This is a genomic window from Amycolatopsis bullii (assembly GCF_014654205.1).
Classification (GTDB): Bacteria; Actinomycetota; Actinomycetes; order Mycobacteriales; family Pseudonocardiaceae; genus Amycolatopsis; species Amycolatopsis plumensis.
Genome location: NZ_BNAW01000010.1, coordinates 20,914 through 44,627, shown reverse-complemented (window position 1 = coordinate 44,627; position 23,714 = coordinate 20,914). Strand labels below are relative to the sequence as shown.

Annotated in this window: 26 protein-coding genes; 23 read left to right on the top strand and 3 right to left on the bottom strand. The window is 70.9% G+C overall.

The annotated features are described in order from the left end of the window. Positions 1-6: 6 nt before the first annotated feature. The gene (locus IE317_RS14745; RefSeq protein ID WP_191310278.1) at positions 7-1,785 is read right to left on the bottom strand and encodes an ABC transporter ATP-binding protein; all 1,779 of its coding nucleotides are present in this window, start codon (positions 1,783-1,785) and stop codon (positions 7-9) included. A gap of 195 nt (positions 1,786-1,980) precedes the next feature. On the opposite strand from IE317_RS14745, the gene ffh reads away from it, so the two are divergent. From ffh to IE317_RS14655, 18 genes are all read left to right on the top strand, one after another. Beyond that, positions 1,981-3,516 carry a signal recognition particle protein gene (gene ffh / locus IE317_RS14740; protein WP_191310277.1) on the top strand — a complete coding sequence of 512 codons (1,536 nt, stop codon included), beginning with the start codon at positions 1,981-1,983 and terminating at the stop codon, positions 3,514-3,516. Next, positions 3,513-4,589 carry an amidohydrolase family protein gene (locus IE317_RS14735; protein WP_191310275.1) on the top strand — a complete coding sequence of 359 codons (1,077 nt, stop codon included), beginning with the start codon at positions 3,513-3,515 and terminating at the stop codon, positions 4,587-4,589. Before ffh ends, IE317_RS14735 begins: the two co-directional genes overlap by 4 nt. Positions 4,590-4,634: 45 nt before the next feature. Beyond that, entirely contained in the window at positions 4,635-5,360 is a 726-nt protein-coding gene (locus IE317_RS14730; RefSeq protein WP_191310273.1) for a CPBP family intramembrane glutamic endopeptidase, read from the top strand. A gap of 100 nt (positions 5,361-5,460) precedes the next feature. Next, positions 5,461-6,264 (top strand): CPBP family intramembrane glutamic endopeptidase, encoded by an 804-nt coding sequence (locus tag IE317_RS14725; RefSeq protein ID WP_191310271.1) that lies wholly within the window; start codon positions 5,461-5,463, stop codon positions 6,262-6,264. Positions 6,265-6,423: 159 nt separating this feature from the next. Further along, on the top strand, positions 6,424-6,867 hold the full coding sequence (rpsP, locus tag IE317_RS14720) for a 30S ribosomal protein S16 (RefSeq protein ID WP_191310269.1): 444 nt from the start codon (positions 6,424-6,426) through the stop codon (positions 6,865-6,867). After that, on the top strand, positions 6,864-7,103 hold the full coding sequence (locus IE317_RS14715) for an RNA-binding protein (protein ID WP_003103110.1): 240 nt from the start codon (positions 6,864-6,866) through the stop codon (positions 7,101-7,103). Before rpsP ends, IE317_RS14715 begins: the two co-directional genes overlap by 4 nt. 22 nt (positions 7,104-7,125) lie before the next feature. Further along, the gene (gene rimM, locus IE317_RS14710) at positions 7,126-7,638 is read left to right on the top strand and encodes a ribosome maturation factor RimM (RefSeq protein WP_191310267.1); all 513 of its coding nucleotides are present in this window, start codon (positions 7,126-7,128) and stop codon (positions 7,636-7,638) included. Between the two features lies 1 nt (position 7,639). Then, positions 7,640-8,419 (top strand): tRNA (guanosine(37)-N1)-methyltransferase TrmD, encoded by a 780-nt coding sequence (gene trmD / locus IE317_RS14705; protein ID WP_191310266.1) that lies wholly within the window; start codon positions 7,640-7,642, stop codon positions 8,417-8,419. A 133-nt stretch (positions 8,420-8,552) separates the two neighbouring features. Next, positions 8,553-8,921 (top strand): 50S ribosomal protein L19, encoded by a 369-nt coding sequence (gene rplS, locus IE317_RS14700; protein WP_013223853.1) that lies wholly within the window; start codon positions 8,553-8,555, stop codon positions 8,919-8,921. 31 nt (positions 8,922-8,952) lie between these two features. Next, on the top strand, positions 8,953-9,888 hold the full coding sequence (lepB, locus tag IE317_RS14695; protein ID WP_191310264.1) for a signal peptidase I: 936 nt from the start codon (positions 8,953-8,955) through the stop codon (positions 9,886-9,888). Positions 9,889-9,969: 81 nt separating this feature from the next. Further along, complete coding sequence (locus tag IE317_RS14690) at positions 9,970-10,812, top strand: ribonuclease HII (RefSeq protein ID WP_191310515.1); 843 nt, start codon at positions 9,970-9,972, stop codon at positions 10,810-10,812. Next, positions 10,809-11,132 carry a DUF2469 domain-containing protein gene (locus tag IE317_RS14685; RefSeq protein ID WP_003096226.1) on the top strand — a complete coding sequence of 108 codons (324 nt, stop codon included), beginning with the start codon at positions 10,809-10,811 and terminating at the stop codon, positions 11,130-11,132. The genes IE317_RS14690 and IE317_RS14685 overlap by 4 nt, the downstream gene beginning before the upstream one ends. A gap of 297 nt (positions 11,133-11,429) precedes the next feature. Next, positions 11,430-11,807 (top strand): YraN family protein, encoded by a 378-nt coding sequence (locus tag IE317_RS14680; RefSeq protein ID WP_191310261.1) that lies wholly within the window; start codon positions 11,430-11,432, stop codon positions 11,805-11,807. Continuing rightward, a complete protein-coding gene (locus IE317_RS14675) occupies positions 11,807-13,318 on the top strand; it encodes a YifB family Mg chelatase-like AAA ATPase (RefSeq protein ID WP_191310259.1) in 1,512 nt (503 codons plus the stop codon). Before IE317_RS14680 ends, IE317_RS14675 begins: the two co-directional genes overlap by 1 nt. Continuing rightward, positions 13,315-13,965 carry a hypothetical protein gene (locus IE317_RS14670; protein ID WP_191310257.1) on the top strand — a complete coding sequence of 217 codons (651 nt, stop codon included), beginning with the start codon at positions 13,315-13,317 and terminating at the stop codon, positions 13,963-13,965. Before IE317_RS14675 ends, IE317_RS14670 begins: the two co-directional genes overlap by 4 nt. After that, a complete protein-coding gene (gene dprA / locus IE317_RS14665; protein WP_191310255.1) occupies positions 13,962-15,104 on the top strand; it encodes a DNA-processing protein DprA in 1,143 nt (380 codons plus the stop codon). Before IE317_RS14670 ends, dprA begins: the two co-directional genes overlap by 4 nt. Before the next feature lie 103 nt (positions 15,105-15,207). After that, positions 15,208-16,188, top strand: a complete 981-nt coding sequence (locus IE317_RS14660) for a tyrosine recombinase XerC (RefSeq protein WP_191310253.1) — start codon at positions 15,208-15,210, stop codon at positions 16,186-16,188. Between the two features lie 109 nt (positions 16,189-16,297). Beyond that, positions 16,298-17,146: a FliA/WhiG family RNA polymerase sigma factor gene (locus IE317_RS14655; protein ID WP_191310251.1), complete on the top strand. Its 849-nt coding sequence runs from the start codon at positions 16,298-16,300 to the stop codon at positions 17,144-17,146. On the opposite strand, the gene IE317_RS14650 is transcribed toward IE317_RS14655, so the two are convergent. Then, positions 17,147-17,647: a M23 family metallopeptidase gene (locus IE317_RS14650; protein ID WP_229902710.1), complete on the bottom strand. Its 501-nt coding sequence runs from the start codon at positions 17,645-17,647 to the stop codon at positions 17,147-17,149. Positions 17,648-18,471: 824 nt separating this feature from the next. On the opposite strand from IE317_RS14650, the gene rpsB reads away from it, so the two are divergent. The 5 genes from rpsB (at position 18,472) to IE317_RS14625 (ending at position 22,794) form a co-directional block, all read left to right on the top strand. Further along, the gene (gene rpsB / locus IE317_RS14645) at positions 18,472-19,347 is read left to right on the top strand and encodes a 30S ribosomal protein S2 (protein ID WP_191310247.1); all 876 of its coding nucleotides are present in this window, start codon (positions 18,472-18,474) and stop codon (positions 19,345-19,347) included. A 90-nt stretch (positions 19,348-19,437) separates the two neighbouring features. Then, positions 19,438-20,253 (top strand): translation elongation factor Ts, encoded by an 816-nt coding sequence (gene tsf, locus IE317_RS14640; protein ID WP_191310245.1) that lies wholly within the window; start codon positions 19,438-19,440, stop codon positions 20,251-20,253. Positions 20,254-20,368: 115 nt separating this feature from the next. Next, positions 20,369-21,112 carry a UMP kinase gene (gene pyrH, locus IE317_RS14635; RefSeq protein ID WP_013223864.1) on the top strand — a complete coding sequence of 248 codons (744 nt, stop codon included), beginning with the start codon at positions 20,369-20,371 and terminating at the stop codon, positions 21,110-21,112. 48 nt (positions 21,113-21,160) lie between these two features. Beyond that, positions 21,161-21,718, top strand: a complete 558-nt coding sequence (gene frr / locus IE317_RS14630; RefSeq protein WP_191310243.1) for a ribosome recycling factor — start codon at positions 21,161-21,163, stop codon at positions 21,716-21,718. Beyond that, positions 21,718-22,794 (top strand): phosphatidate cytidylyltransferase, encoded by a 1,077-nt coding sequence (locus IE317_RS14625; RefSeq protein WP_191310241.1) that lies wholly within the window; start codon positions 21,718-21,720, stop codon positions 22,792-22,794. The genes frr and IE317_RS14625 overlap by 1 nt, the downstream gene beginning before the upstream one ends. On the opposite strand, the gene IE317_RS14620 is transcribed toward IE317_RS14625, so the two are convergent. Continuing rightward, a complete protein-coding gene (locus IE317_RS14620; RefSeq protein WP_191310239.1) occupies positions 22,791-23,636 on the bottom strand; it encodes a VOC family protein in 846 nt (281 codons plus the stop codon). The two genes, IE317_RS14625 and IE317_RS14620, sit on opposite strands and share 4 nt — an antisense overlap. Between the last annotated feature and the right edge of the window lie 78 nt (positions 23,637-23,714).

Genomic DNA, 23,714 nt, shown 5'->3' with positions numbered 1-23,714 from the left:
CCCAGATTAGGCGGTTCCGCGGACCAGCCGGGCATAACGCCCGTCGCGCGCCAGCAGTTCGTCGTGTGTCCCCCTTTCGGCGATCCGGCCCTCGTGCAGCACCACGATCTGGTCGGCGTGCTCCACAGTGGACAGCCGGTGGGCGATCGTCAGCGTCGTGCGGCCCGCGGCGAGCCGGTCGAGCTCGGCCTGCACCGAGCGCTCGGTGCGGGTGTCGAGCGCGCTGGTCGCCTCGTCGAGGATGAGCACGGGTGGGTTGCGCAGCAGGATCCGGGCGATCGCCATCCGCTGCTTCTCGCCGCCGGAGAACCGGTACCCCCGCTGGCCGACGACCGTGTCGTACCCCTCCGGCAGCCCGGCGAGGGTGTCGTGGATGTGCGCGGCCTTCGCCGCCCGCTCGATCTCGTCGTCGGTCGCGTCCGGCTTGGCGAAGCGCAGGTTCTCCCGCACGGTGTCGTGGAAGAGGTAGGTCTCCTGCGACACCAGCCCGACACCGGCCGCGAGCGAAGCCAGCGTGACGTCCCGGACGTCGGTGCCGTCGATCGTCACCGAACCACTGCTCACCTCGTACAGCCGGGCGACCAGGTAGGCGAGCGTCGTCTTGCCCGAGCCGGTCGAGCCGACCAGTGCCGTCGTCGTCCCGGCCGGCACGTCGAGGTCGATCTCCTGCAGCGTCGGCGGGCCGTCGGCGTCGTAGCGGAACGACACGCCGCGCATCGCAATGTCGCCGCGGCGCACCTCCAGCACCCGAGCACCCGGCTTGTCCGCGATCTCCACCGGGAGGTCCAGGACCTCGAAGATGCGGCCGAACAACGCCTTCGACGTCGCCACGTTCTGCCCGATGCTCTGCATCGCGCTCGCCGGCGCCACCAGCCGGTTGAGCATGCTGGTGAACGCCACGACGGTGCCGAGCGAGATCGGCGACGCACCGCCCGCCAGCGCCAGCCCGGCGATCCAGTAGACCAGCGCCGGGATCACCGTCAGGCTCATCGCCCGCGACGCCGTCTGCCAGCGGCCGGCCAGCGCGGCCGCCCGTTCCAGCGAGGCGATCTCCCGCGATTCGGCACCGAACCGCTCGCGCATGGCCCGTTCGTTGCCCATCGTCTTGGCGAGCAGCACCCCGGTGACCGACAGCGACTCCTCGACCATCGTCGTCAGCCGGGCCATCCGGCGGGTCCGGCCGCGGGCCAGGGTCCGCCGCTTCTTGCCCAGCCGCAGCGTGAACAGCAGGAAAAGCGGGACGACGACGAGTGACAGCGCCGCGAGTTGCCAGTCGAGCGCGACCAGGGCCACCGCGATGGCGATCGTCGTGGTCGCGTTCTGCACCATCGACCCGGCCGTCGTGGTGATCACGTTGTCGACTCCGCCGATGTCGTTGAACACCCGCGAGAGCACTTCGCCGCTCTTCGTCCGGGTGAAGAAGCCGAGCGACATCCGCTGCAGGTGGCCGTAGACCGAGACGCGCAGCTCGTTCATGACCCGTTGCCCGATGGTGTTGGACAGCCCGGTGGTGGCGACGCCGAGCGAGCCGCTGCCGACCGCGCAGCCGATCATCCCGGCCGCCAGCAGGCTGATCAGCAGGGTGTCCCGGTGCGGCAGGGCGTCGTCGAGGATTTCGCGCAGCAGGAACGGCGAGACGACGCCGAGGCCGGCCTGCACGACGATCAGCGCGAACAGCGCGGCGAGCGGCCCGCGGTGCGGGCGGAACAGGCCGGCGATCCGCCGCAGCGGCACCGGTTCGTCGGTGTCGCCGGCCGGTTCGTGCAGGACGGGGACTGAGGTCATGCACCTATGTTTACCAAAATCCGGGCAATGTGCCACTGATTTGGCGACATCCACTCGGAAGTGCGTCGAACAGTGGTTAACGTACGCGTACTACTGCGCGCACACCCGCGAAGGGAAGGAGCCGGAGCGACTACCCTCGACAAAGCCGGCCGAGTCCGGCGCGCCACCATCGACCCAGCTGGAGCGTGCACACCCGTGTTCGACACCCTCTCCGATCGGCTCACCGCCGCCCTGCAGACGCTCACGCGCAAGGGCAGGCTGTCCGACGCCGACATCGACGCCACCGCGCGCGAGATCCGCATCGCGCTGCTGGAGGCGGACGTCGCCCTCGGCGTGGTCAAGACCTTCATCGCGAGGATCAAGGAGCGGGCGAAGGGCGCCGAGGTCTCCCAGGCGCTCAACCCCGCGCAGCAGGTCGTCAAGATCGTCAACGAGGAGCTCGTCGGGATCCTCGGCGGCGAGACGCGCCGGCTGAACCTGGCCAAGACCCCGCCGACCGTGATCATGCTCGCCGGTCTGCAAGGTGCGGGCAAGACGACGCTGGCCGGCAAGCTCGCCCTGTGGCTGAAGAAGCAGGGCCACGCGCCGATGCTGGTCGCCTGCGACCTCCAGCGCCCGAACGCCGTCACGCAGCTGCAGGTCGTCGGCGAGCGCGCCGGCGTCGTCACCTTCGCGCCCGAGCCGGGCAACGGCGTCGGCGACCCGGTCGACGTCGCCCGCCGCGCCATCGCCGAGGCCAAGCACGCGCAGCACGACGTCGTCGTGGTCGACACCGCGGGCCGCCTGGGCGTCGACGAAGAGCTGATGAAGCAGGCCGCCGACATCCGCGACGCGGTCGAGCCCGACGAAGTCCTGTTCGTCGTCGACGCGATGATCGGCCAGGACGCCGTGACCACGGCGCAGGCGTTCCAGGACGGCGTCGGCTTCAGCGGCGTCGTGCTCACCAAGCTCGACGGCGACGCCCGCGGTGGTGCCGCGCTGAGCGTCCGCGAGATCACCGGCCAGCCGATCCTCTTCGCCTCCAACGGCGAGAAGCTCGAGGACTTCGACACCTTCCACCCGGACCGGATGGCGTCGCGGATCCTCGGCATGGGTGACGTCCTCACCCTGATCGAGCAGGCCGAGCAGGCCTTCGACCAGAAGCAGGCCGAGAAGGCCGCCGAGAAGCTCTCCAGCGGCCAGCTCACGCTGGAGGACTTCCTCGAGCAGATGCTCGCGGTCCGCAAGATGGGCCCGATCGGCAACCTGCTCGGCATGCTCCCGGGTGCCGGCCAGATGAAGGACCAGCTCGCCCAGGTCGACGACAAGCACCTCGACAAGCTGCAGGCGATCATCCGCGGCATGACCCCGGCCGAGCGCGAAGACCCGAAGCTGATCAACGGGTCGCGGCGCCTGCGCATCGCGAACGGCTCGGGCGTCACCGTCCGCGAGGTCAACGACCTGGTCAACCGGTTCTTCGAGGCCCGCAAGATGATGGCCCAGATGGCCGGCCGGTTCGGCTTCGGCGGTGGCGGCGGCAGCTCCAAGCGCAAGGGCAAGAAGGGCAAGAAGGGCCGCGGTCCCACGCCCCCCAAGGTCCGCGGCGGCTTCCCCGGCGGCATGCCGATGCTGCCCCCCGGCGGGCAGATGCCAGGCGGGATGCCCGACCTGTCGCAGCTCGGCGGCATGAACGACGTCCCGGGCTTCGACCCGACGAAGTTCAAGCTGCCGAAGAACCCCAAGGACAATTGAGCACCGCGCTCCACGCCGCCGGGGTGATCCTGCCCGGCGGCGAGCCGGGGGAGCTGTGGATCACCGGCGGCCGGATCTCGTTCGAGCCGGTGCCGGACGCCGAGAGCCTGGGCCGGGACGTCTTCCTCGTGCCCGGGCTGGTCGACGCGCACTGCCACCCCGGCATCGGCGTCGGCGGCCCCGTTTCGCTGGACGAGGCCGCCGAGCAGGCGATCACCGACCGCAACGCCGGCACGCTGCTCATCCGCGACTGCGGCCTCCCCATCGACGTCCGTCCGCTGCAGCAGCGGGCCGACCTGCCGACGATCATCCGCGCCGGGCGGCACCTCGCGCTGACCAAGCGGTACATCCCCGGTCTGGGCCTCGAGCTCGACGACCCCGCCCAGTTGCCGGAGGCCGTCGCCGAGCAGGCCCGTGACGGCGACGGGTGGGTCAAGCTCGTCGGCGACTGGATCGACCGCGGCGTGGGCGACCTGGCGCCGCTGTGGCCGGACGACGTCCTGGCCGAAGCCGTCAAGGTGGCGCACGACCACGGCGCCCGCGTCACCGCGCACGTGTTCGGCGAAGCGGCGTTGCCGGGGCTGATCGCCTCCGGCATCGACTGCCTGGAGCACGGCACCGGCCTGAGTGCCGATCAGCTGGCCGAACTGGCGCGCCACGACGTCGCGCTGGTCCCGACGCTGATCAACATCGAGAACTTCCCGGGCATCGCGGACAAGGCGGGCAAGTACCCGGCGTACGCCGCGCACATGCGGGCGTTGCACGCCGGCGTCGGCGAGATGGTCGCGACGGCCATCGAAGCCGGCGTACGCGTCTTCGCGGGCAGCGACGCCGGGGGCATGGTCGAGCACGGCAGGCTCGTCGACGAGATCGAGGCGCTCCACCGCGCCGGCATGACGCGGGAGCAGGCCCTCGCGAGCGCGTCCTGGGCCGCCCGCGACTGGCTCGGCCACCCCGGCATCGCCGACGGCGCACCCGCCGACCTGCTGGTCTACCCGGGCGATCCGCGGGAGGACCTGGGCGTCCTCCGGCATCCTTCGCACATCGTGCTCGGCGGCGTCGTCCACACCTAGACCCCGCTGATTTCCTTGCGGCGGCGGCACTTTAGCGTGGGACGCGTGACGGACGACGACGGCGCACGGCGCGTGCTCGGGGCGCATTGGTGTTTCGTGGCGTTCTTCGCGGGCATCGCGGGCTACTACCTGACCAACCTGATCATCGCCGCGGCGGTCAACCGCAACGTCGGCGAGTTCGACCCCCTCGAGCTGCACGACATCGGCCCGCTCCTGCTGCTGGCGTTCGTGCCCAACCTGCTGCTCGGCCTCGGCCCGGCGGCCGGCTCGTGGCTCTGGGGTGAGGGCCTGCGCGCGGACTTCGGCCTCAAGCCCACCTGGCGCGACGTCCGGATCGGCCTCGCCTGCGGCGTGCTCGCGCTGGTCGTCGGCTACCTGCTGAACCTGATGCTGATCGCGGTCTACGGCGCCGACGACGTCTCCGACAGCCCGCTGACCGACCTCGCCGACACCTTCGACGGCGACACGGTGTGGCTGGTGCTCGCGGCGGTGATCGTCATCGCCGGCGCCCCGATCACCGAGGAACTGCTGGTCCGCGGCACGCTGTGGAACGCGCTGTCGTTCCACCGGGTCCCGCCCTGGGCGGTGCTCGTGCTGACTTCGCTCGTGTTCGCCCAGCTGCACGGCGAGCCGACCCGCACCATCGCGCTGTTCGGGCAGGGCATCGCGATGGGACTGGCCCGGTACCTGTCCGGCCGCGTCAGCGCCGGGGTGATCGCCCACGCGGCGAACAACCTCCCGCCCGCGGTGCTCCTGTTCGTCGCGCATTAGACATTGCGAAGATCGATGGACAGTAGCTGGACGGATACTGTGCGATCACATCCCGGCGGCTAGGCTCGAGGCAGGAGCCGAGCGACGCGGAGGGCAAGGCGTGACCACTTCCCAGCCCCGGGACCCGGCCACCGACGCCACGCCGTTCCCCGAGCCCGAGGAGCCCGCCGCGACCGCCTTCCTGCCGCCCGCGCCGCGGCACCGGTGGGGTTTCGGGGCCTTCCTGCTCGTCGAAGCCGTGCTGCTGGCGTCCGCGGCCTTCGTGTCGGTCCTGGTCGGCGACACCGGGCCCGGCCCGTTGCCGATGCGCGTCGTGCTGCTCGGCACCATGCTGCCGACGATGATCGCGGCCGCTGTCGCGGTGCTGATCACCTTCGTCCGCGGCAACGGTCCCGTGTCCGACCTGCGGCTCGAGTGGCGCTGGGCCGACGTGAAGACCGGGTTGCGGTACGGCTGCGTCGGGCTCGTCTTCACCACCCTCGCCGCCTACCTGTGGACGCGGCTGGTCGGCGACGCGAACGCGACGTCGGCGATCAGCGCGCTGGTCGAGGACCGCCGGATGTCGATTTCGGCGGCGCTGGTGATGTTCGTCTACCTCTGGCTGCTCGGCCCGATCTGCGAGGAGATCATCTACCGCGGCCTGCTCTGGGGTGCCGCGGAGCAGCTGCAGTGGCGCAGCGAGCGCTGGGGCCGCGTCGCGGCGTTCCTGCTGTCCACGGCGGTGTTCGCGGCCAGCCACCTCGAGCCGCTGCGGACGACGTTGCTGCTGGTCATCGCGGTGCCGATCGGCCTGGTGCGGCTGGTCACCGGCCGCCTGCCGGGCAGTATCGTCGCACACCAGGTGAACAACTTCCTGCCGGCGCTGACCATCCTGCTCGGGGCGCTCGGGGTGGCCTCTTTCTAGGTGCGCGGGTGCCGTCTGGCAGAATGGGTCACTGCCTGCTTCCGCCGGACCCTCTCACCGTGCGAAAGCTCCTGACCTTCGGGTGCCCGCGTCCGTGTCCCCACTCGGCCCGCGTGCGCCCAGCCCAGCACCAGAGAGACTCGAGGAGAACCCACACCCGTGGCCGTCAAGATCAAGCTGCAGCGCCTCGGCAAGATCCGTGCGCCGTACTACCGCATCATCGTCGCCGACGCGCGCACCCGCCGGGACGGCAAGGCCATCGAGACGATCGGCAAGTACCACCCGAAGGAAGAGCCGAGCCTGATCGAGGTCGTCTCCGAGCGCGCCCAGTACTGGCTGGGTGTCGGCGCACAGCCGACCGAGCCGGTCCAGCGCCTGCTGGAGATCACCGGTGACTGGCAGAAGTTCAAGGGCCTGCCGGGCGCCGAGGGCACCCTGAAGGTGGCCGAGCCGAAGCCGTCCAAGCAGGACCTGTTCAACGCGGCGCTGGCCGCGGCCGGCGAGGAGCCCACCACCGAGGCCACCACGCCGAAGAAGAAGTCCGCCCCGAAGAAGGCCGAGGCCGAGAAGGCGGAGGCTGCTGAGGGCGAGAAGTCCGAGTGAGTTTCCTCGCGGACTCCCTCGAGCACCTGGTGCGCGGGATCGTCGACAACCCGGACGAGGTCCGGGTCGAGCTGCTGACCACGCGCCGTGGCCGCACGCTCGAGGTGCACGTCCACCCCGACGACCTCGGCAAGGTGATCGGCCGGGGTGGTCGCACGGCGACCGCCCTGCGCACCGTCATGGGTGGCATCGGTGGCCGCGGCGTCCGTGTGGACGTCGTCGACACCGACCGCTGAGCCTCTCGGAAGCACGGTCAGGATGGACGTCGTAGTCGGCCGCATCGCGAAGGCGCACGGCATCCGCGGGGAACTCGCGGTGGACGTGCGCACGGACTCGCCGGAAGAGCGGTTCAAGGTCGGTGCGGCCGTCACGACGAAGCTGCGTGACGGCAGCAAGAGGGAACTCACCATCGCAGCCGCCCGCGAACACAGCGGGCGGCTGCTGGTGCGTTTCGAGGAGGTCTTGACCCGCGACGTCGCCGAGACGCTGCGCGGTGCCCTCCTGCTCGCCGACACCGACACGCTGCCGCCGACTTCGGACCCCGACGAGTTCTACGACCACGAGCTGGCCGGCCTGCGGGCCGAGCTGGCCGACGGCACGGTCGTGGGCAAGGTCGTCGAGGTCGTCCACTCACCCGCGGGCGAGCTGCTGGAACTGGACGTCGACGGCCGGTCGGCGCTGGTGCCCTTCGTCCGCGCGATCGTCCCCACGGTGGACGTCGCGGGCGGCCGTGTCGTGCTCGACCCGCCGGAAGGGCTGTTGGACGCCTGACATGCGGATCGACGTCGTCACGATCTTCCCCGAGTACCTCGACCCGCTGCGCGCCGCGTTGCTGGGCCGGGCGATCGACCGCGGCCTCATCGAGGTCGGCGTGCACGACCTGCGCGACTGGACCCACGACGTGCACCGCGCGGTCGACGACGCGCCGTACGGCGGCGGGCCGGGCATGGTCATGAAGCCGCAGATCTGGGGCCCGGCCCTGGACGACGTCTGCACGTCCGAGACGCGGCTCGTCGTGCCGACGCCGGCGGGGAAGCCGTTCACCCAGGAGCTGGCGCACGCCTACGCGGCGGAGAAGCACCTGGTCTTCGCCTGCGGCCGCTACGAGGGCATCGACCAGCGGGTCGTCGACGACGCCGCCCGCCGGATGCCCGTCGACGAGGTGTCGATCGGCGACTACGTCCTGGTCGGCGGCGAGGCGGCGGTGCTGGTCATCGTCGAAGCCGTCGTCCGGCTGCTGCCGGGGGTGCTCGGCAACGCGCGTTCGGCCGCCGAGGACTCGTTCTCCGACGGCCTGCTCGAAGGCCCCAGCTACACGCGCCCGGAGGTGTGGCGGGACCTGGCGGTGCCGGACGTGCTGCGGTCGGGCAACCACGCGCTGATCGACCGCTGGCGGCGTGACCAGGCCCTGGAGCGCACGGCCCGCCGCCGCCCCGATCTCCTGGCGCGGCTGCCGGAAGGTAGTCTCGACAAGCACGATCGCGGGGTCCTGGAGGGCCTGGACCCCGAGCAGGCCGAGGGCCGGTGCTCCCCGCCCGATCCCGGTCTGTAATACTTGACAGGTTGGCGTGAGTGGACCTCCTCGTCCACGAGCCCGCCATCAGCCCCCCGGGTCGCCCGCAGCGGCACCGTTGCGCGCCCGGGATCTGTACGCAAGCCATACCGAAGACGAGGACGGACCACCGATGAACACCCTGGACGCGCTGGACAAGCAGTCGCTGCGTTCCGACATCCCGGACTTCCGCCCGGGCGACACGCTCAAGGTGCACGTCCGCGTCATCGAGGGCAACCGCGAGCGCAACCAGGTCTTCCAGGGCGTCGTGATCCGCCGTCAGGGCGGCGGCATCCGGGAGACCTTCACCGTGCGCAAGGTTTCGTTCGGCGTCGGCGTCGAGCGCACCTTCCCGGTGCACTCGCCGAACCTCGCCGAGATCGAGGTCCACAAGCGCGGTGACGTGCGGCGCGCGAAGCTGTACTACCTGCGCGACCTCCGCGGCAAGAAGGCCAAGATCAAGGAGCGGCGCGAAAACCGCGAGACGGCCTCGGCTAACTGAGTCACCACCCGGTTACCGGTAGCCTGACGACGTGGCCGAACCCGTGTCCCAGAACGCTCCCGAGGATGACCCCGATCGCTCCGAAGAGGACAAGCCAAGGCTGTCCCGTTCCGAGGAGCGCGGGGGATCCCGTCGGCGGCGAGCCAAGCCCGCCAAGAAACGGTCGTTCTGGAAGGAACTGCCGATCCTGCTCGTGATCGCCCTGGTGCTCACGATCCTGATCCAGACATTCCTCGCGAAGGTCTTCATGATCCCTTCGGGTTCCATGGAGGCCACCCTGCACGGGTGCCCCGGGTGCACCGGGGACCGGATCCTGGTCGACCGGGTCACCTACGACTTCACCGAGCCCTCCCCGGGTGACGTGATCGTCTTCAAGGGCCCGCAGGCGTGGATCAACAACGAGATCGCCCCGCAGGAGTCGAGCAACGTCGTCGTCCAGGCCCTGCGCGGTCTCGGCTCGCTGGTCGGGTTCGCCCCGCCGGACGAGCGGGACTTCGTCAAGCGGGTGATCGCGGTCGGCGGGCAGACCGTCCAGTGCTGCGACCCGCAGGGCCGCGTGATCGTGGACGGCAAGGCGCTCGACGAGCCGTACATCTACTGGGACACGTCCATCCAGGAGCAGAAGGCCTTCGAGCCGGTGAAGGTTCCGGCCGGGATGCTCTGGGTGATGGGCGACAACCGCAACAACTCCGACGACTCCCGGTTCCAGGGCGGCGGCGGCGTGAACGGCGTGGTCCCGGTGGAGAACGTCATCGGCAAGGCGCGGATCATCGTCCTGCCGCCGAGCCGGTGGGGCGGGATCACCGACCACAACCCGCAGGAATCGGCGCAGCCGGTGGCCCTGGGTGCGCCGGCCTGGCAGAGCGGGCTCCCGCTCGGCGCCGGGATCGCGGCGGCGTGGCCGGCGTTGTTCGTCGGGCGCAAGCTCAAGTCCGGACTGCGCCGGGCGGCCGGGCGGAAACCCTAGCCTTTCCGGCAGACGGGTGATCCAGCTTTGATACTTCCCGTTCCCCTGACGGCGGCCGAGCCGATCCGGCCACCGCGAGCCGTGGTGCGCGGCGACCTCTTCTGGGGTCTGCAGGGCGCGCTCGACCGCCGTGGCCTCGGCCCGGTCGCCGGCGTGGACGAAGCCGGCGCCGGCGCGTGCGCGGGGCCACTCGTGGTCGCGGCCTGCGTGCTCAAGCAGGGCGACGCGGCGAAGCTGACCGAGCTGACGGACTCGAAGATGATGACCGCCAAGGCGCGGGACCGGGTCTACGACCTGGTCCTCGCCTGTGCCGTCGACTACTCGGTGATCGTCATCCCGACCGAAGAGGTCGACCTCTACGGCATCCGGGTGATGAACCTGGAGGGCATGCGCCGCGCCGCGGCGGCCCTGCGCGTCCAGCCGGGCTACATCCTCACCGACGGCTTCCGCGTCCCGGGCCTGACGGCCCCGAACGCGGCGGTCATCAAGGGCGACCGTTCGGTGGCCTGCATCGCGGCCGCGTCGGTACTGGCGAAGGTGACACGAGACCGCATCATGGCGGGCTACCACGACGACTTCCCGCACTACGGATTCGACGTGCACAAGGGGTACAGCACGTCCGACCACCTGGCGGCGCTGCGCGTGCACGGCCCCAGCGACGTCCACCGCTGGTCCTACACGAACGTGGCCACGGTGGCCGTCAAGCACGGCCTGCGCCCGGCGCGGCCGGTCCTGCTGACGTACGCGGCGCTGGAAAAGGCCATGGGCGCGCCGGGCGCGGCCGGCCTGGCCACGGTCCTCGACGAGGCATTGGAACCGCAACTCAGCCTGCCGCTGCATGCCCCGGCCGCGGGTGTGGGTCACAATGAACGCTCCGCCGGCGGAGTAGCAGAACGATCCCGAGGAGGGGCGCGGATTTCATGAGCGCAGAGGATCTCGAGAAGTACGAGACCGAGATGGAGCTCTCGCTGTACCGCGAGTACCGCGACATAGTGGGTCAGTTCTCGTACGTGGTGGAGACCGAGCGGCGGTTCTACCTGGCGAACGCGGTCGACGTCCAGGTCCGCGACGGCGGCGGCGAGGTGTACTTCGAGGTCCGCATGTCCGACGCGTGGGTCTGGGACATGTACCGCCCGGCCCGGTTCGTCAAGCACGTCCGGGTCATCACGTTCAAGGACGTCAACGTGGAGGAACTGGACAAGCCGGACCTCCGCCTCCCCGAAGACGGCCCGTTCTCGGGCTAGCCTCCGTTTCCCACCGCGCCGGCTCGTCCCACTGGGATGGGCCGGCGCGGTGCTGTCCGCATCCGACCCTCCAGGTACGCAAGCCGACCCTCCAAGTACGCAAGTTGTCCGGTCCGGTAGCACGTCCCGCCGACAGTTCGGGCGGTGCGGCGGTCTTCCGTGGACCGGTTGTCCACAACGCCCCGGTTGTCCACAGCTCCACGATCCGGGTCTGGTGAGCCCCGTCCGCCCGCTGGCATCGTCGAAGGCACACGCACCGTGACCGAACGGATGCGGAACCGACGAGGGGCGAACACGATGACGGGCACCGACGAGCTCGCAAGACACCGCCGAGATCTGGGCGCCTGGGGCGAGGACATCGCCCTCGGCTACCTCCGCGAGCGCGGCCTCGTCCTGCTGGCCCGCAACTGGCGCTGCCGCGAAGGCGAGCTGGACCTCGTCTTCACCGACCGCACCCGCATCATCGTGTGCGAGGTGAAGACCCGCTCCGGCACCGAATTCGGCCTCCCGACGGAGACGGTCACCGAGGAGAAAGCCGGTCGCATCCGCCGAGCCGCCCAGCGCTGGCTCCGCGAGTTCCGCCTCGGCTGGTGCCCGGTCCGCTACGACGTCGTCACGATCCTCGCCGAGCCGGGCACCCGGCCGCAGCTCCAGCACATCGAGGCGGCGTTCTGATGCCCATCGCCAAAGCTTGGTCGGCCGGTCTCCTCGGCATCAACGGCCGGGTGATCGAGATCGAGGCCGACCTCGGTGGCGGCCTGAGCCGGATCACCCTGGTGGGCCTGCCCGACGCCGGGTTGCGCGAGGCCAAGGACCGCGTCCGGTCCGCCGTCCGCAATTCCGGGCAGCCGTGGCCCGACGGCAAGGTCACGCTCGGCCTGTCCCCGGCGAACCTGCCCAAGATGGGCTCCGCCTTCGACCTCGGCATCGCGGCGGCGGTGCTCGCGGCATCGGGGGCGGTCCCCGCCACCCGGCTGCTCGGCACCGTGTTGCTCGGCGAACTCGCCCTGGACGGCCGGATCCGCGCGGTCCGCGGCATCCTCCCGGGCCTGCTGGCGGCCCGGGCGGCGGGGTACGGACGAGCCGTCGTGCCGACGGACTCCCTCGTCGAGGCCGCCCTCGTGGACGGCATCGAAGTCGCGGGCGCGCCGCACCTGCGGGACTTCGTGGCGTGGCTGAATCGCGAAGCCGAGCTGGCCCACCCGGAGCCACCCGGCCCGGTGACCCCGCCGGACGTGCCGGACCTCGCGGACGTCGTCGGCCAGCCGGAGGCGCGCTGGGCTCTGGAGGTCGCCGCGGCGGGCGGGCACCACCTCCTCCTCACCGGTCCGCCCGGGGTGGGCAAGACGATGCTGGCGAAGCGGCTGCCCGGACTCCTCCCGCAGCTGACGCCGGAGGAGTCCCTGGAGGTCACCGCGGTCCACTCGGTCGACGGTTCGCTGTCGAAGTCCTCGCCGCTGGTCACCATCCCGCCGTTCGTCGCCCCGCACTATTCGATCTCCGTACCGGCGCTGATCGGCGGCGGCAGCGGACTCGCCGCGCCGGGCGCGATCAGCCGGGCCCACCGCGGCGTGTTGTTCCTCGACGAGGTCTGCGAGTTCGGCAGCCAGTGCCTCGAGTCGCTCCGGACGGTCCTCGAAGAGGGCGAAGTGCGCATTTCCCGGGTCAAGGGATCGATCACCTACCCCGCGCGGTTCCAGCTGGTCCTCGCGACCAACCCGTGCGCGTGCGCGCCGCCGAAGGATGCGGACTGCGTGTGTTCGCCGAGCGCCCGCCGCCGCTACCTCGCCAAGCTCTCGGGACCGCTGCTCGATCGCGTCGACCTGAGGGTCCGGTTGCGGCCGCTGAGCGCAATCACGGCGCACGACACCGGCGCGGCGGAGTCATCGGAGACGGTCCGTCAGCGAGTTTTCACAGCCCGCGAACGAGCGGCCCACCGCTGGCGCGAACACGGCTGGCTGTCCAACTCGGAGGTGCCCGGGCCGGCCCTCCGCCGCCAGTTCGCCTTGCCCGCCGACGCAACGATCCTGCTGGACCGCGCAATGGACCGAGGCGCCCTGAGCGGCCGCGGCGCCGACCGCTGCTTGCGCATCGCCTGGACCTTGGCCGACCTGGACGGCGAGGCCCGCCCGGGCGCCGACCAAGTCAGCTCGGCCTTGGCCTTCCGAGAGCGAGTGGCGGCATGAGCCCCCTCACCTCGCGGCGGCCCAGAGTCTCCCTCCTGCACGTCGCCGAGCCACCGACGCCTGCCGCCGTCGCCGAACGGCTGGCTGCGGTCGAGTTCGAGCGGGCGCGAGCCTTCCCGTTGCGGGTGGCTGAGGCACCGGCGCAGGCCGCGGTCGCCTTCCTGATCGAGCGCGTGGCCGCGGAGGAATGGGAACGGGCGCACGCCTTCCCGCTGCGCGTCGCCGAGCCACCGATGCCCGCCGCGATCGTCGTGGCTGAGCGCGTAGCGGCGGTTGGGGTGGAGCGGGTGCGAGCCTGCTTGTTTCGGGTCGCCGAGCCGCCGACGCCTGCCGCCTTCTCCGATCGCGTGGCCGCGGTTGGGTCGGAGCTGATGCGGGCCTTCCCGTTGCGAGTGGCTGGGCCAGCGGCGCCCGTCGCGGTAGTCGTTGCCGAGCGCAGGGCCGTGGGGGAGTTGGAGCGGCCGCGGAGTTTCCCGTTGCGGGTGGCTCACTCACCTGCAACTGCTGCGGTCGTCCTCGTCTCCGAGCGCGGGGCGGTGAGTCTTCAGGAGCGGGCGACTAAGCCCCCACCGCGGGCTGGCGTCGTGTCCGTGGGCGGCTGCAGGTCGGCGCCGCAGTTGGCCGTCGGAGAGCGGGTGGCGGCATGAGTTCGGATGAATTGCGGCGGGCTCGCGCGTACCTGCTGCGGGTGGCCGAACCACCGGCGCCGGCCCTCGTCGCGTTCGTTGCCGAGCATGAGCCGATCGAGGCGGCCGCGCGGGTTCGGCGGGGCGACTGCCCGGACGAGGTGCTCAAGGCGACCGAGGCGCGACGGGACTACGACCTCGTCAGCCAGGACTTCAGCCGGGCCGCCGCGGCCGGCGCTCGTCTGGTCGTGCCCGAGGACGACGAGTGGCCGGGCTGGCCGCTGCACGCAATCGACCTCGCGGCGCAGCATGGCGTCGCCGAAGCCGTGCAGCCTTTGGCGTTGTGGGTTGCCGGAGATGTTGCGCTCGGCACCGCTGCCGATCGGGCTGTGGCCATCGTCGGCGCCCGTGCCGCGACTGAATACGGCGAACACCACGCCGCCGAGCTCGCCTACGGGCTGGCGAGCCGGGGTGTGCCCGTTTTCTCGGGTGCCGCCTACGGCATCGACGGGGCGGCGCACCGAGGCGCGCTCGCCGCGGAGGGCGTCACCGTTGCGGTGCTGGGGTGCGCTGTCGATGGCGGCTATCCGGCGGGGCACGTCGGATTGCTGAACCGGATCGTCCGCTCCGGCGGCGCCGTCGTCAGCGAATACCCGCCGGGTACCACGCCGGCGCGGCACCGCTTCCTCGTCCGCAACCGGCTCATCGCCGCCCTCACCGAGGGCACCCTGGTGGTCGAGGCGGGACGGCGCAGCGGTGCCCGCAACACCGCCGGCACCGCCGGTGCCTTCGGCAAGGTGGTGATGGCCCTGCCCGGGCCGGTGTCGTCGGGGATGTCGATCGGTTGTCACGACCTGATCCGCGACGCCAAAGCGACGCTGGTCTCGACCGTCGACGAAGTCCTCGAGACCGTCGGTCGGTTCGGCGTCGCCGAGGACACCGTCTCGGACCGGCCGAAACGGCGTACCGACCGGCTGGGGCCCGACGCGTTGCGCGCCTTCGAAGCACTGGCCGTGCGCGCCGACCGGTCCGACGTCGAGGTCGCGGCCGAATCCGGCCTCCCGTTGCGGCGGGTGCGGGCGCTGCTGCCCGCACTGGAAATCGACGGATTCGCCGTCCGCGGGGAGTCCGGCTGGCGACGACGGAAGGAAAGCGCGTGACCACGACGAAATCCGGGCGAAACCGTCGTCGGCGTTCGGCCGGTCCGGTGGGTCCGCGTGGCGATCCTTGACCGAAGGCGGTTGTTCGCGCAGCGTGACATCCATGCCGCCACCACGCTCCGGCCGGGCCCGCCGTCCCGACCTGCGCGCGCTCCGGGCCGCGTTGCCCGAGCCCGTGCGGGCCGTCGTCACCGCCTACGAACGGCACCTCGGGCTCGAACGCGGGCTGTCCGCGCACACCGTCCGGGCGTACGTCGGTGATGCGGTGTCGCTGCTGGGCTTCGTGGTGGACGGTGGCAGCGAGGTCGCGGAGCTGGACCTCGCCCGGCTGCGGGCGTGGCTCGCCGCCCAGCAGTCCGGCGGGGCGAGCCGGACGACGCTCGCCCGGCGGGCCGCGTCGGCCCGGACGTTCACCGCGTGGGCTCACCGCACCGGTGTCCTGGCCACGGACCCGGGTGGCCGGCTCGCGGCGCCGCGGGCGCACCGGACCCTGCCCGGGGTGCTGCGCGCCGGGCAGGCGGGAGAGGTCATGCAGGCGTCGGCCGCCGGCGCGGCGCAACGCGATCCGGTCGCCCTGCGTGATCGCGCGATCGTCGAGCTGCTCTACGCCACCGGCATCCGCGTGTCCGAGTTGTGCGGGCTGGACGTCAGCGGGGCCGACTTCTCCCGTCGTGTCGTGACGGTGCTGGGGAAGGGCGGCAAGGAACGCGTCGTCCCGTTCGGCGTTCCGGCGGCGGAGGCGCTCGCGGACTGGATCGACGAGGGGCGGCCGAAGATCATCGCCGAAAGCGGTGGTGAGAGCGCCGAGCGCGCGCTTTTCGTGGGTGTCCGGGGCAAACGCGTCGATCCGCGCGCGGTGCGGCGCGTCGTGCACGACGCCGTCACGGCCGTGCCCGGAGCACTCGACATGGGGCCTCACGGCCTGCGGCATTCCGCCGCGACGCATCTGCTCGAAGGGGGTGCCGATCTCAGGAGCGTTCAGGAACTGCTTGGTCACGCTACGCTTGCCACGACGCAGCTCTACACTCATGTGACCGTCGATCGGTTGAAAGCGATCCATGACCGAGCGCACCCCAGGGCCTGAGGCGGTCCGGGGAGGCTCGCCGGGGTCGTCACCAGCAGGACCGGCGGCGCACGCGCATCCGCACGAGCACGGAGACAACACTGAGCCGCATGCCGAGAACGACTGTGCGATGACCGCAGGCCCGCACGTGACCGAAGCCGCCGGAGTGACCACTCACGGTGAGGCTGCCGCGCCCGCGGAAGCCCGGGCCGGCTACGACGTCGACGCCGGGATCGCCGCTCTGTGGCAGCAGTTCGCCGACAGCCCGGACCAGGCGTCGCGCGATCGGCTCGTGCTGCACTACGCCCCGCTCGTCAAGTACGTCGCCGGTCGGGTCGGCACCGGGCTGCCCACCCACATCGACGTCGGCGACCTCGTGCAGTCGGGCATTTTCGGGCTCGTCGACGCGATCGAGAAGTTCGACCCCGAGCGCGGCCTGCGCTTCGAGACGTACGCGATGCAGCGCATCCGCGGCGCGATCCTCGACGACCTCCGTTCGCAGGACTGGGTGCCGCGCGCGGTCCGCAGCAAGGCCAAGGAGGCCGAGCGCGCGATGGAGCGCCTCGGCGCCCGCCTGCACCGCACCCCGACCGACGCGGAACTCGCCGCCGAACTCGGCATCGGCCTCGACGACCTGCGCGACTTCTACGGCCAGCTGCAGCTGACCAGCGTCGTCGCGCTGGAGGACCTGGTGGCCGCGGGCAAGGACAGCGGCTCGCTGGTCGACACGCTGCCCGACGACGACGCCGTCGACCCGGTGGCGGTGCTCGTCGACCAGGACAACCGCCGCCAGCTCGCCCAGGCGATCGCGCAGCTCACCGAGCGGGACAAGATCGTGGTCAGCCTCTACTACTTCGAAAGCCTGACCCTCGCCGAGATCGGCAAGGTCCTGGGCGTCACGGAGTCGCGGGTGAGCCAGCTGCACACGCGTGCGGTCATGCGGCTGCGCGCCAAGCTGGTCGAGCAGACCGGCGCCTGATCACCGACCACCTCCCCACGGCTTGAGCCGGTATTCGCCCACCTCGCCGGTCAGTGCGAGGGGATCGACGTACTCCTCACCCCGCCGCACGCCCCAGTGCAGGCAGGCCGCCACCGAGCAGCCGGGATGCCCGGCGACGACGGTGCCGAGCACCTGGCCTCGGAAGACCTGCTCGCCCACGGCCACTTTCGGGACCACAGGCTCGTAGGTGGTCCGCAGCCCACCGTCGTGGTCGACGGAAAGTACGGGCCGCCCGCCGACCGAACCGGCGAAGACGACGACACCAGCATCGGCGGCCAGCACGTCCTGCCCGGGTACGGCGGCCAGGTCGACTCCGCGGTGGCCGGGGCCGAAGGGCGTTTCGGGGGCGTCGAAGTACTTGGTGATCACCGGAACGGGTGATAACGGCCAGGCAAGCCGCGATTGCCGCGCGAGAAGACGGCTGGTCTCGGCTTCGGCCGCGACCGAGGGTGGCCACGCTGGGGCGGCCATGAGTGCCATCGCCCACGACACGGCCGGTGCCTGGGCGGCCGCGAGGGAAGCTGCGCCCTCAGCCGAGGGTGGACGCGCGGTGACCGCGAGCCGACCTGCCCGGGGCTCGGATGCCATCACCTCGGTCGGCCACCAGGCGGGGGCTGCTGCAGGTGGAGCCAGCGGGTCTGCCCGCGGCTCGCCGGTTGCCGCTGATCCGGCGAGCAAGGAGCCCGGTGGCGGTGGTGCCAGGCCGCCCGTTCGCAAGCCGGGCGATGCCCGTGGTCGCGGGAATTCGCCCGTCCGGGCCGCACCTGTCCCCAGCCCCGCCGATGCCTGCGCTTCACCCCGCCAACCCGCCGCGCCGGGCGCTCGCACTCCTGCGTCTCCACCCATGAACTCCCCTCCGAAAACCGCCATGACCAGCGCCAACGCGCCCAACACCCACACCGGCACCCACCGGCGGACCCGCATGATCGACTCCATGACTCCAGCGTGCGGTACCGCAGGCCGTCGTGGGGAGCTCGCGCCGAATCTGTGGATAACCGGACCCGATGTGGACAACTGCGTCGCCCAGCGGCCGCCGGTGGGGGAGGGGGTGGTGGGAGGGGGTAGAATCTTCTGCGCAGTCCGTTTCAGCGGGCTGACTTCGCGTGCACGTGCGCGTTCCCCTTCTGGACACAGCCGGGGGAGCGCACGGGGTCCGGCGGTCCTCGGAGGTTTTCGACCAACTCCGGGGTCCGGACACCGGCACGGGCACCAGGGCGAACGGCCACCCGGCCGGGAGCGACAAACCGAGCAGCGCGCCCGCGGAAGCGAAGCGCGCACTACACAGAAGAGGTGTGATTCCGGCAATGGCCGTCGTCACCATGAAGCAGCTGCTCGACAGCGGCGTGCACTTCGGGCACCAGACCCGCCGGTGGAACCCGAAGATGAAGCGCTACATCTTCACCGAGCGCAACGGCATCTACATCATCGACCTGCAGCAGACGCTGACCTACATCGACCGTGCGTACGAGTTCATCAAGGAAACCGTCGCGCACGGCGGCACCATCATGTTCGTCGGCACCAAGAAGCAGGCTCAGGAAGCCATCGCCAACGAGGCCGCGCGCGTGGGCATGCCCTACGTCAACCAGCGCTGGCTCGGCGGCATGCTGACCAACTTCCAGACCGTGCACAAGCGCCTCCTCCGCCTGAAGGAGCTCGAGTCGCAGGAGCAGACCGGCGGCTTCGCCGGCCTCACCAAGCGCGAGATCCTGACGCTGACCCGCGAGAAGGACAAGCTCGAGAAGACCCTCGGCGGCATCCGCGACATGTCGAAGGTCCCGAGCGCGGTGTGGATCGTCGACACGAAGAAGGAGCACATCGCCGTCGGCGAGGCTCGGAAGCTGAACATCCCGGTCGTCGCGATCCTGGACACCAACTGCGACCCGGACGAGGTCGACTACCCGATCCCGGGCAACGACGACGCGATCCGCTCGGCCGCGCTGCTGACCAAGGTCGTCGCCGAGGCCGCGGCCGCCGGTCTGATGGCGCGCTCCAGCCGCAACGGTGCGTCCGCCGACGCGAAGCCGGAGCCGGGCGTCGCCTCCGACGAGCCGCTGGCCGAGTGGGAGAAGGAGCTGCTCGCCGGCTCCGAGACCGCCGCCGCCGACGCGACCGAAGCCGCCGCTGCCGTCGAGGCTGCCCCGGCCGAGGCCGCTCCCGAGCAGGCGACCGCCTCCTCCTGATGCTCCACCGCCCGTGGGGCCGCGCCCCCGGGGCCCGGCCGCACGGGTGTAGCAACCCACAGATTTCCTGCAAAGGACGGATTTACCAGAATGGCGAACTACACCGCCGCTGACGTGAAGCGCCTGCGCGAGATGACCGGCGCCGGCATGATGGACTGCAAGAAGGCCCTCGAGGAGAACGGCGGCGACTTCGACAAGGCCGTCGAGTTCCTCCGCATCAAGGGCGCCAAGGACGTCGGCAAGCGCGCCGAGCGCGCCACCGCCGAGGGCCTGGTCACCGGCGACGGCGGCGTCCTCATCGAGCTCGACTCCGAGACCGACTTCGTCGCGAAGAACGCCGACTTCCAGGCGCTCGCCGCGAAGATCGTCGAGGTCGCGAAGACCCTGAAGACCTCCGACGTCGAGGCGCTCAAGGGTGCCGAGCTCGACGGCAAGACCGTCAACGAGGTCGTCCAGGAGCTGTCGGCCCGCATCGGCGAGAAGCTCGAGCTGCGCCGCGTCGTGGCCTTCGAGGGCCAGACCGCGACCTACCTGCACCGCCGCGGCTCCGACCTGCCGCCGGCCGTCGGTGTGCTCGTCGAGTTCACCGGTGACGACGCCGAGGCCGCCCGCGGTGCGGCCATGCAGGTCGCCGCGCTGCGCGCCAAGTACCTGACCCGCGACGAGGTGCCGGCCGAGATCGTCGAGAACGAGCGCCGCATCGCCGAGCAGACCGCCCGCGAAGAAGGCAAGCCGGAGCAGGCCATGCCGAAGATCATCGAGGGCAAGGTCAACGCCTACTACAAGGACAACGTCCTGCTCGAGCAGCCGTCGGTCAAGGACAACAAGAAGACCGTCAAGGCCCTGCTCGACGAGGCCGGCGTGACGCTGACCAAGTTCGCGCGCTTCGAGGTCGGCCAGGCCTGAGGCCAGGTCCGGGCGTAGGTTTCACCCAGTGCCCCGTCTCCGTCCAATCGGGGACGGGGCACTGTCAGGTCTGGATATGACAAAAACAGGTCGAGAGGCCTAGGAGGCGACATAGATGGGTGACCGGGTCGAAGGTGGCTACCGGCGGGTGCTGCTGAAACTGGGCGGCGAGATGTTCGGCGGTGGTTCGATCGGTGTCGATCCGGACGTCGTCCACTCGGTCGCGCAGCAGATCGCCGACGTCGCCCGCACCGGTGTCCAGGTCGCGGTCGTGATCGGCGGCGGCAACTACTTCCGGGGCGCGGAACTGTCGCAGCGCGGCATGGACCGCGACCGCGCCGACTACATGGCGATGCTGGGCACCGTGATGAACTGCCTGGCGCTGCAGGACTTCCTCGAGAAGGAGGGCCTGCCCACCCGCGTGCAGACCGCCATCACGATGGGCCAGGTCGCCGAGCCTTACATCCCGCGCCGCGCCGAGCGGCACCTGGAGAAGGGCCGCGTCGTGATCTTCGGCGCCGGGGTCGGCATGCCGTACTTCTCCACCGACACCGCGGCCGCGCAGCGGGCGCTCGAGCTGGGCTGCGAAGCCGTGCTGATGGCGAAGGCCGTCGACGGCGTCTACACCGCGGACCCGAAGGCTGACCCCACCGCCGAGATGTTCCGCGAGATCACCCACCGCGAGGTGCTGGAGCGGGACCTCAAGGTCGCCGACGCGACGGCGTTCAGCCTCTGCATGGACAACAACATGCCGATCATCGTGTTCAACCTGCTCACCGAGGGGAACATCGCCCGCGCGGTGAGTGGTGAAAGAATCGGCACGTTGGTCAGCACCCCCACTGCCGGGGTGCCGGCCTAGACCTGCTGGGATCAGCAAGCGCCACCCATCACAACTACGGGAGTGACCGTGATCGACGAGACCCTCCTCGATGCCGAGGAGAAGATGGAAAAAGCGGTGTCCGTCGCCAAGGACGAGCTGCAGTCGGTTCGCACCGGCCGGGCTTCGTCGGCGATGTTCTCGCGGATCGTCGTCGAGTACTACGGCTCGCCGACCCCGCTGAACCAGCTGGCCAGCGTGAACGTGCCGGAAGCCCGCATGGCGCTCATCAAGCCGTACGACCAGTCGCAGCTCGGCGCGATCGAGAAGGCGATCCGGGAGTCGGACCTGGGGGTCAACCCGAGCAACGACGGCCAGGTCATCCGCATCGTCATCCCGCAGCTCACCGAGGAGCGGCGCAAGGAGATGGTGAAGGTCGCCAAGGGCAAGGGCGAGGACGCCCGGGTCTCGATCCGCAGCATCCGCCGCAAGGCCAAGGACGAGCTCGACCGCATCGCCAAGGACGGCGAAGCCGGTGAGGACGACGTGGCGCGCGCGGAGAAGGAACTGCAGAACCTGACCGACACCTACGTGCACAAGGTCGACGAGCTGGTCAAGCACAAGGAAGCCGAGCTGCTCGAGGTCTGATGGCACAGGTGAGCGAGGAACGCGAGGACCGGGTGGACGCCACCGGAGAAGAACCGGCCGGGACGCCGGGAACTTCGGCGACCTCGGGAACCGGCCGGGTCGCGGGGACGCCGGTCGTGCCGGAGACCTCCGGGACGGGCGAAGCAGCCCGGCTGTCGGCCGCCGGGACCGCCGCGGCGGAAACGCCCGCGGCGGCCGCCGGAGCCGGCGACGCCGAATCGGGTGCGTCGGACACGCCCGCGCCGCCGGAGGCCGTCAAGAAGGCCTCCAAGGCCGGGCGGAACCTGCCCGCGGCCATCGGCGTCGCTCTGCTGCTCGGTGCCGCGATCATCGTTTCCCTGCTCACCGTTCGCTACCTGTTCATCGGGATCATCGCGATCGCGATCGCGGTCGGCACCTTCGAATTCGCCGGGGTGCTGCGCCGGGTCGCCGACATCCGGGTCGCGATGATCCCGGTGCTCGTCGGCGGGCAGGCGATGATCTGGCTCGCCTGGCCGTTCGGGCGAGAAGGCGCGCTCACCGCGTTCGTCCTCACCGTGCTCGCCTGCCTGCTGTGGCGGCTGCCCGGCGGCGCGAAGGGCTACCTGCGCGACATCAGTGCGTCCACCTTCGCCGCTGCCTACCTGCCGCTCTTCGGTGCCTTCGCCGCGATGCTCGTGCCGCCGGAGGACGGCGTCGGCCGGGTCCTCACCTTCCTGATCGGCGTCGTCGCCTCGGACACCGGGGGCTACATCGCCGGCGTGCTCGGCGGCAAGCACCCGATGGCGCCCACCATCAGCCCGAAGAAGACCTGGGAAGGCTTCGCGGGCTCGGTGATCGGCGGCGTCGTGGCCGGGGCGCTGACCCTCAGCCTGCTGCTCGACGGCCACGTCTGGCAGGGCGTGATCTTCGGTGTCGCCATCGTGCTGACCGCGACCCTGGGCGACCTCGTCGAATCGCTGATCAAGCGCGACCTCGGCGTCAAGGACATGGGAACGCTGCTGCCCGGGCACGGCGGGATCATGGACCGGCTCGACTCGCTGCTGCCCTCCGCCGTCGTGTCCTGGCTGCTGCTTTCGGCGTTCGTGCCGGTCTAGTCGTCGTAGGGGTCGTCGACCTCGGCGCGGCCCCAGCCTTCGGTGACGCGCGAGTGGTCGATCACCGCGAACACCGCCCCCTCGGGGTCGGCGAGGATCGCCATCCGGCCGAACGGGGTGTCGTAGGGCTGGATCACGACCGTGCCGCCGTGCATGAGCGCCTCGCCCGCGACCGCGTCGACCCCGCGGGCCGGGTCGATGTCGAAGTACACGAGCCAGTGCGGCGGGGTGTCCAGGCTGTACTCCGAGCCCATCACGTACCGGTACAGCACCGGCTCGTGCTCGATGAGCCATTCGACGTAGTCGAGCATCTCGCCGTCGCCGATCTGATGGCTCCCGTAGGTGAACAGCTTGGTGTAGAAGTGATCCGCCGCGACGCCGTCGTGGGTGTTGAGGTCGGCGCCGCTGAAGGTGTTCGGGATCCCGGTGACGAACTCCCAGTTGGGCGGCACCTCCCAGAACACCACCGGTGCACCGCAGGCGTCGATGGCGTGCATGATCGTGCCGCGGTCCGGGATCGCCACGGGCCCGAGGGTGATCCGCCCGCCGAGGTGCTCCACCCACTCGGCCGCGCTCGCGGTGTGCGGCACGGAGATGTGCGGCATCCACCCCAGCGGCGCGCCCTGGGCCGCGCGGTAGAGCCCGCCGACCGGGAGGCCGTTGAGCGCGCCGATGGCGTAGCGGCCGTCGGACGTCGCCGGATCCCGTTGAGTGGTGTACTCCCAGCCGAAGAGGGCACCGTAGAATCGCTCCGCCACGGCCTGCTCGCGACAGGCCAGCTCGATCCAGCACGGAATTCCGGCCGGGACCGGGGACGGGGTACTGGACGGGTCGATGGCCATGGGTGCTCCTCCCGATACCCACCGGATTCTAGGCGTCATCCGTGAGTTTTCCGCCAAGAATTCGCCACCGTGCGAGCA

Excerpts from the sequence above, each read along its gene's own strand:
- dprA (WP_191310255.1), top strand. The coding sequence starts at position 13,962 with ATGAGTTCGGATGAATTGCGGCGGGCTCGCGCGTACCTGCTGCGGGTG.
- IE317_RS14655 (WP_191310251.1), top strand. The coding sequence starts at position 16,298 with ATGACCGCAGGCCCGCACGTGACCGAAGCCGCCGGAGTGACCACTCAC.
- trmD (WP_191310266.1), top strand. The coding sequence starts at position 7,640 with ATGCGGATCGACGTCGTCACGATCTTCCCCGAGTACCTCGACCCGCTG.
- rimM (WP_191310267.1), top strand. The coding sequence starts at position 7,126 with ATGGACGTCGTAGTCGGCCGCATCGCGAAGGCGCACGGCATCCGCGGG.
- rplS (WP_013223853.1), top strand. The coding sequence starts at position 8,553 with ATGAACACCCTGGACGCGCTGGACAAGCAGTCGCTGCGTTCCGACATC.
- IE317_RS14620 (WP_191310239.1), bottom strand. The coding sequence starts at position 23,636 with ATGGCCATCGACCCGTCCAGTACCCCGTCCCCGGTCCCGGCCGGAATT.
- IE317_RS14685 (WP_003096226.1), top strand. The coding sequence starts at position 10,809 with ATGAGCGCAGAGGATCTCGAGAAGTACGAGACCGAGATGGAGCTCTCG.
- IE317_RS14625 (WP_191310241.1), top strand. The coding sequence starts at position 21,718 with ATGGCACAGGTGAGCGAGGAACGCGAGGACCGGGTGGACGCCACCGGA.
- IE317_RS14675 (WP_191310259.1), top strand. The coding sequence starts at position 11,807 with ATGCCCATCGCCAAAGCTTGGTCGGCCGGTCTCCTCGGCATCAACGGC.
- IE317_RS14745 (WP_191310278.1), bottom strand. The coding sequence starts at position 1,785 with ATGACCTCAGTCCCCGTCCTGCACGAACCGGCCGGCGACACCGACGAA.
- IE317_RS14650 (WP_229902710.1), bottom strand. The coding sequence starts at position 17,647 with ATGGCACTCATGGCCGCCCCAGCGTGGCCACCCTCGGTCGCGGCCGAA.
- IE317_RS14660 (WP_191310253.1), top strand. The coding sequence starts at position 15,208 with ATGCCGCCACCACGCTCCGGCCGGGCCCGCCGTCCCGACCTGCGCGCG.
- tsf (WP_191310245.1), top strand. The coding sequence starts at position 19,438 with ATGGCGAACTACACCGCCGCTGACGTGAAGCGCCTGCGCGAGATGACC.
- IE317_RS14680 (WP_191310261.1), top strand. The coding sequence starts at position 11,430 with ATGACGGGCACCGACGAGCTCGCAAGACACCGCCGAGATCTGGGCGCC.
- pyrH (WP_013223864.1), top strand. The coding sequence starts at position 20,369 with ATGGGTGACCGGGTCGAAGGTGGCTACCGGCGGGTGCTGCTGAAACTG.
- rpsB (WP_191310247.1), top strand. The coding sequence starts at position 18,472 with ATGGCCGTCGTCACCATGAAGCAGCTGCTCGACAGCGGCGTGCACTTC.
- IE317_RS14670 (WP_191310257.1), top strand. The coding sequence starts at position 13,315 with ATGAGCCCCCTCACCTCGCGGCGGCCCAGAGTCTCCCTCCTGCACGTC.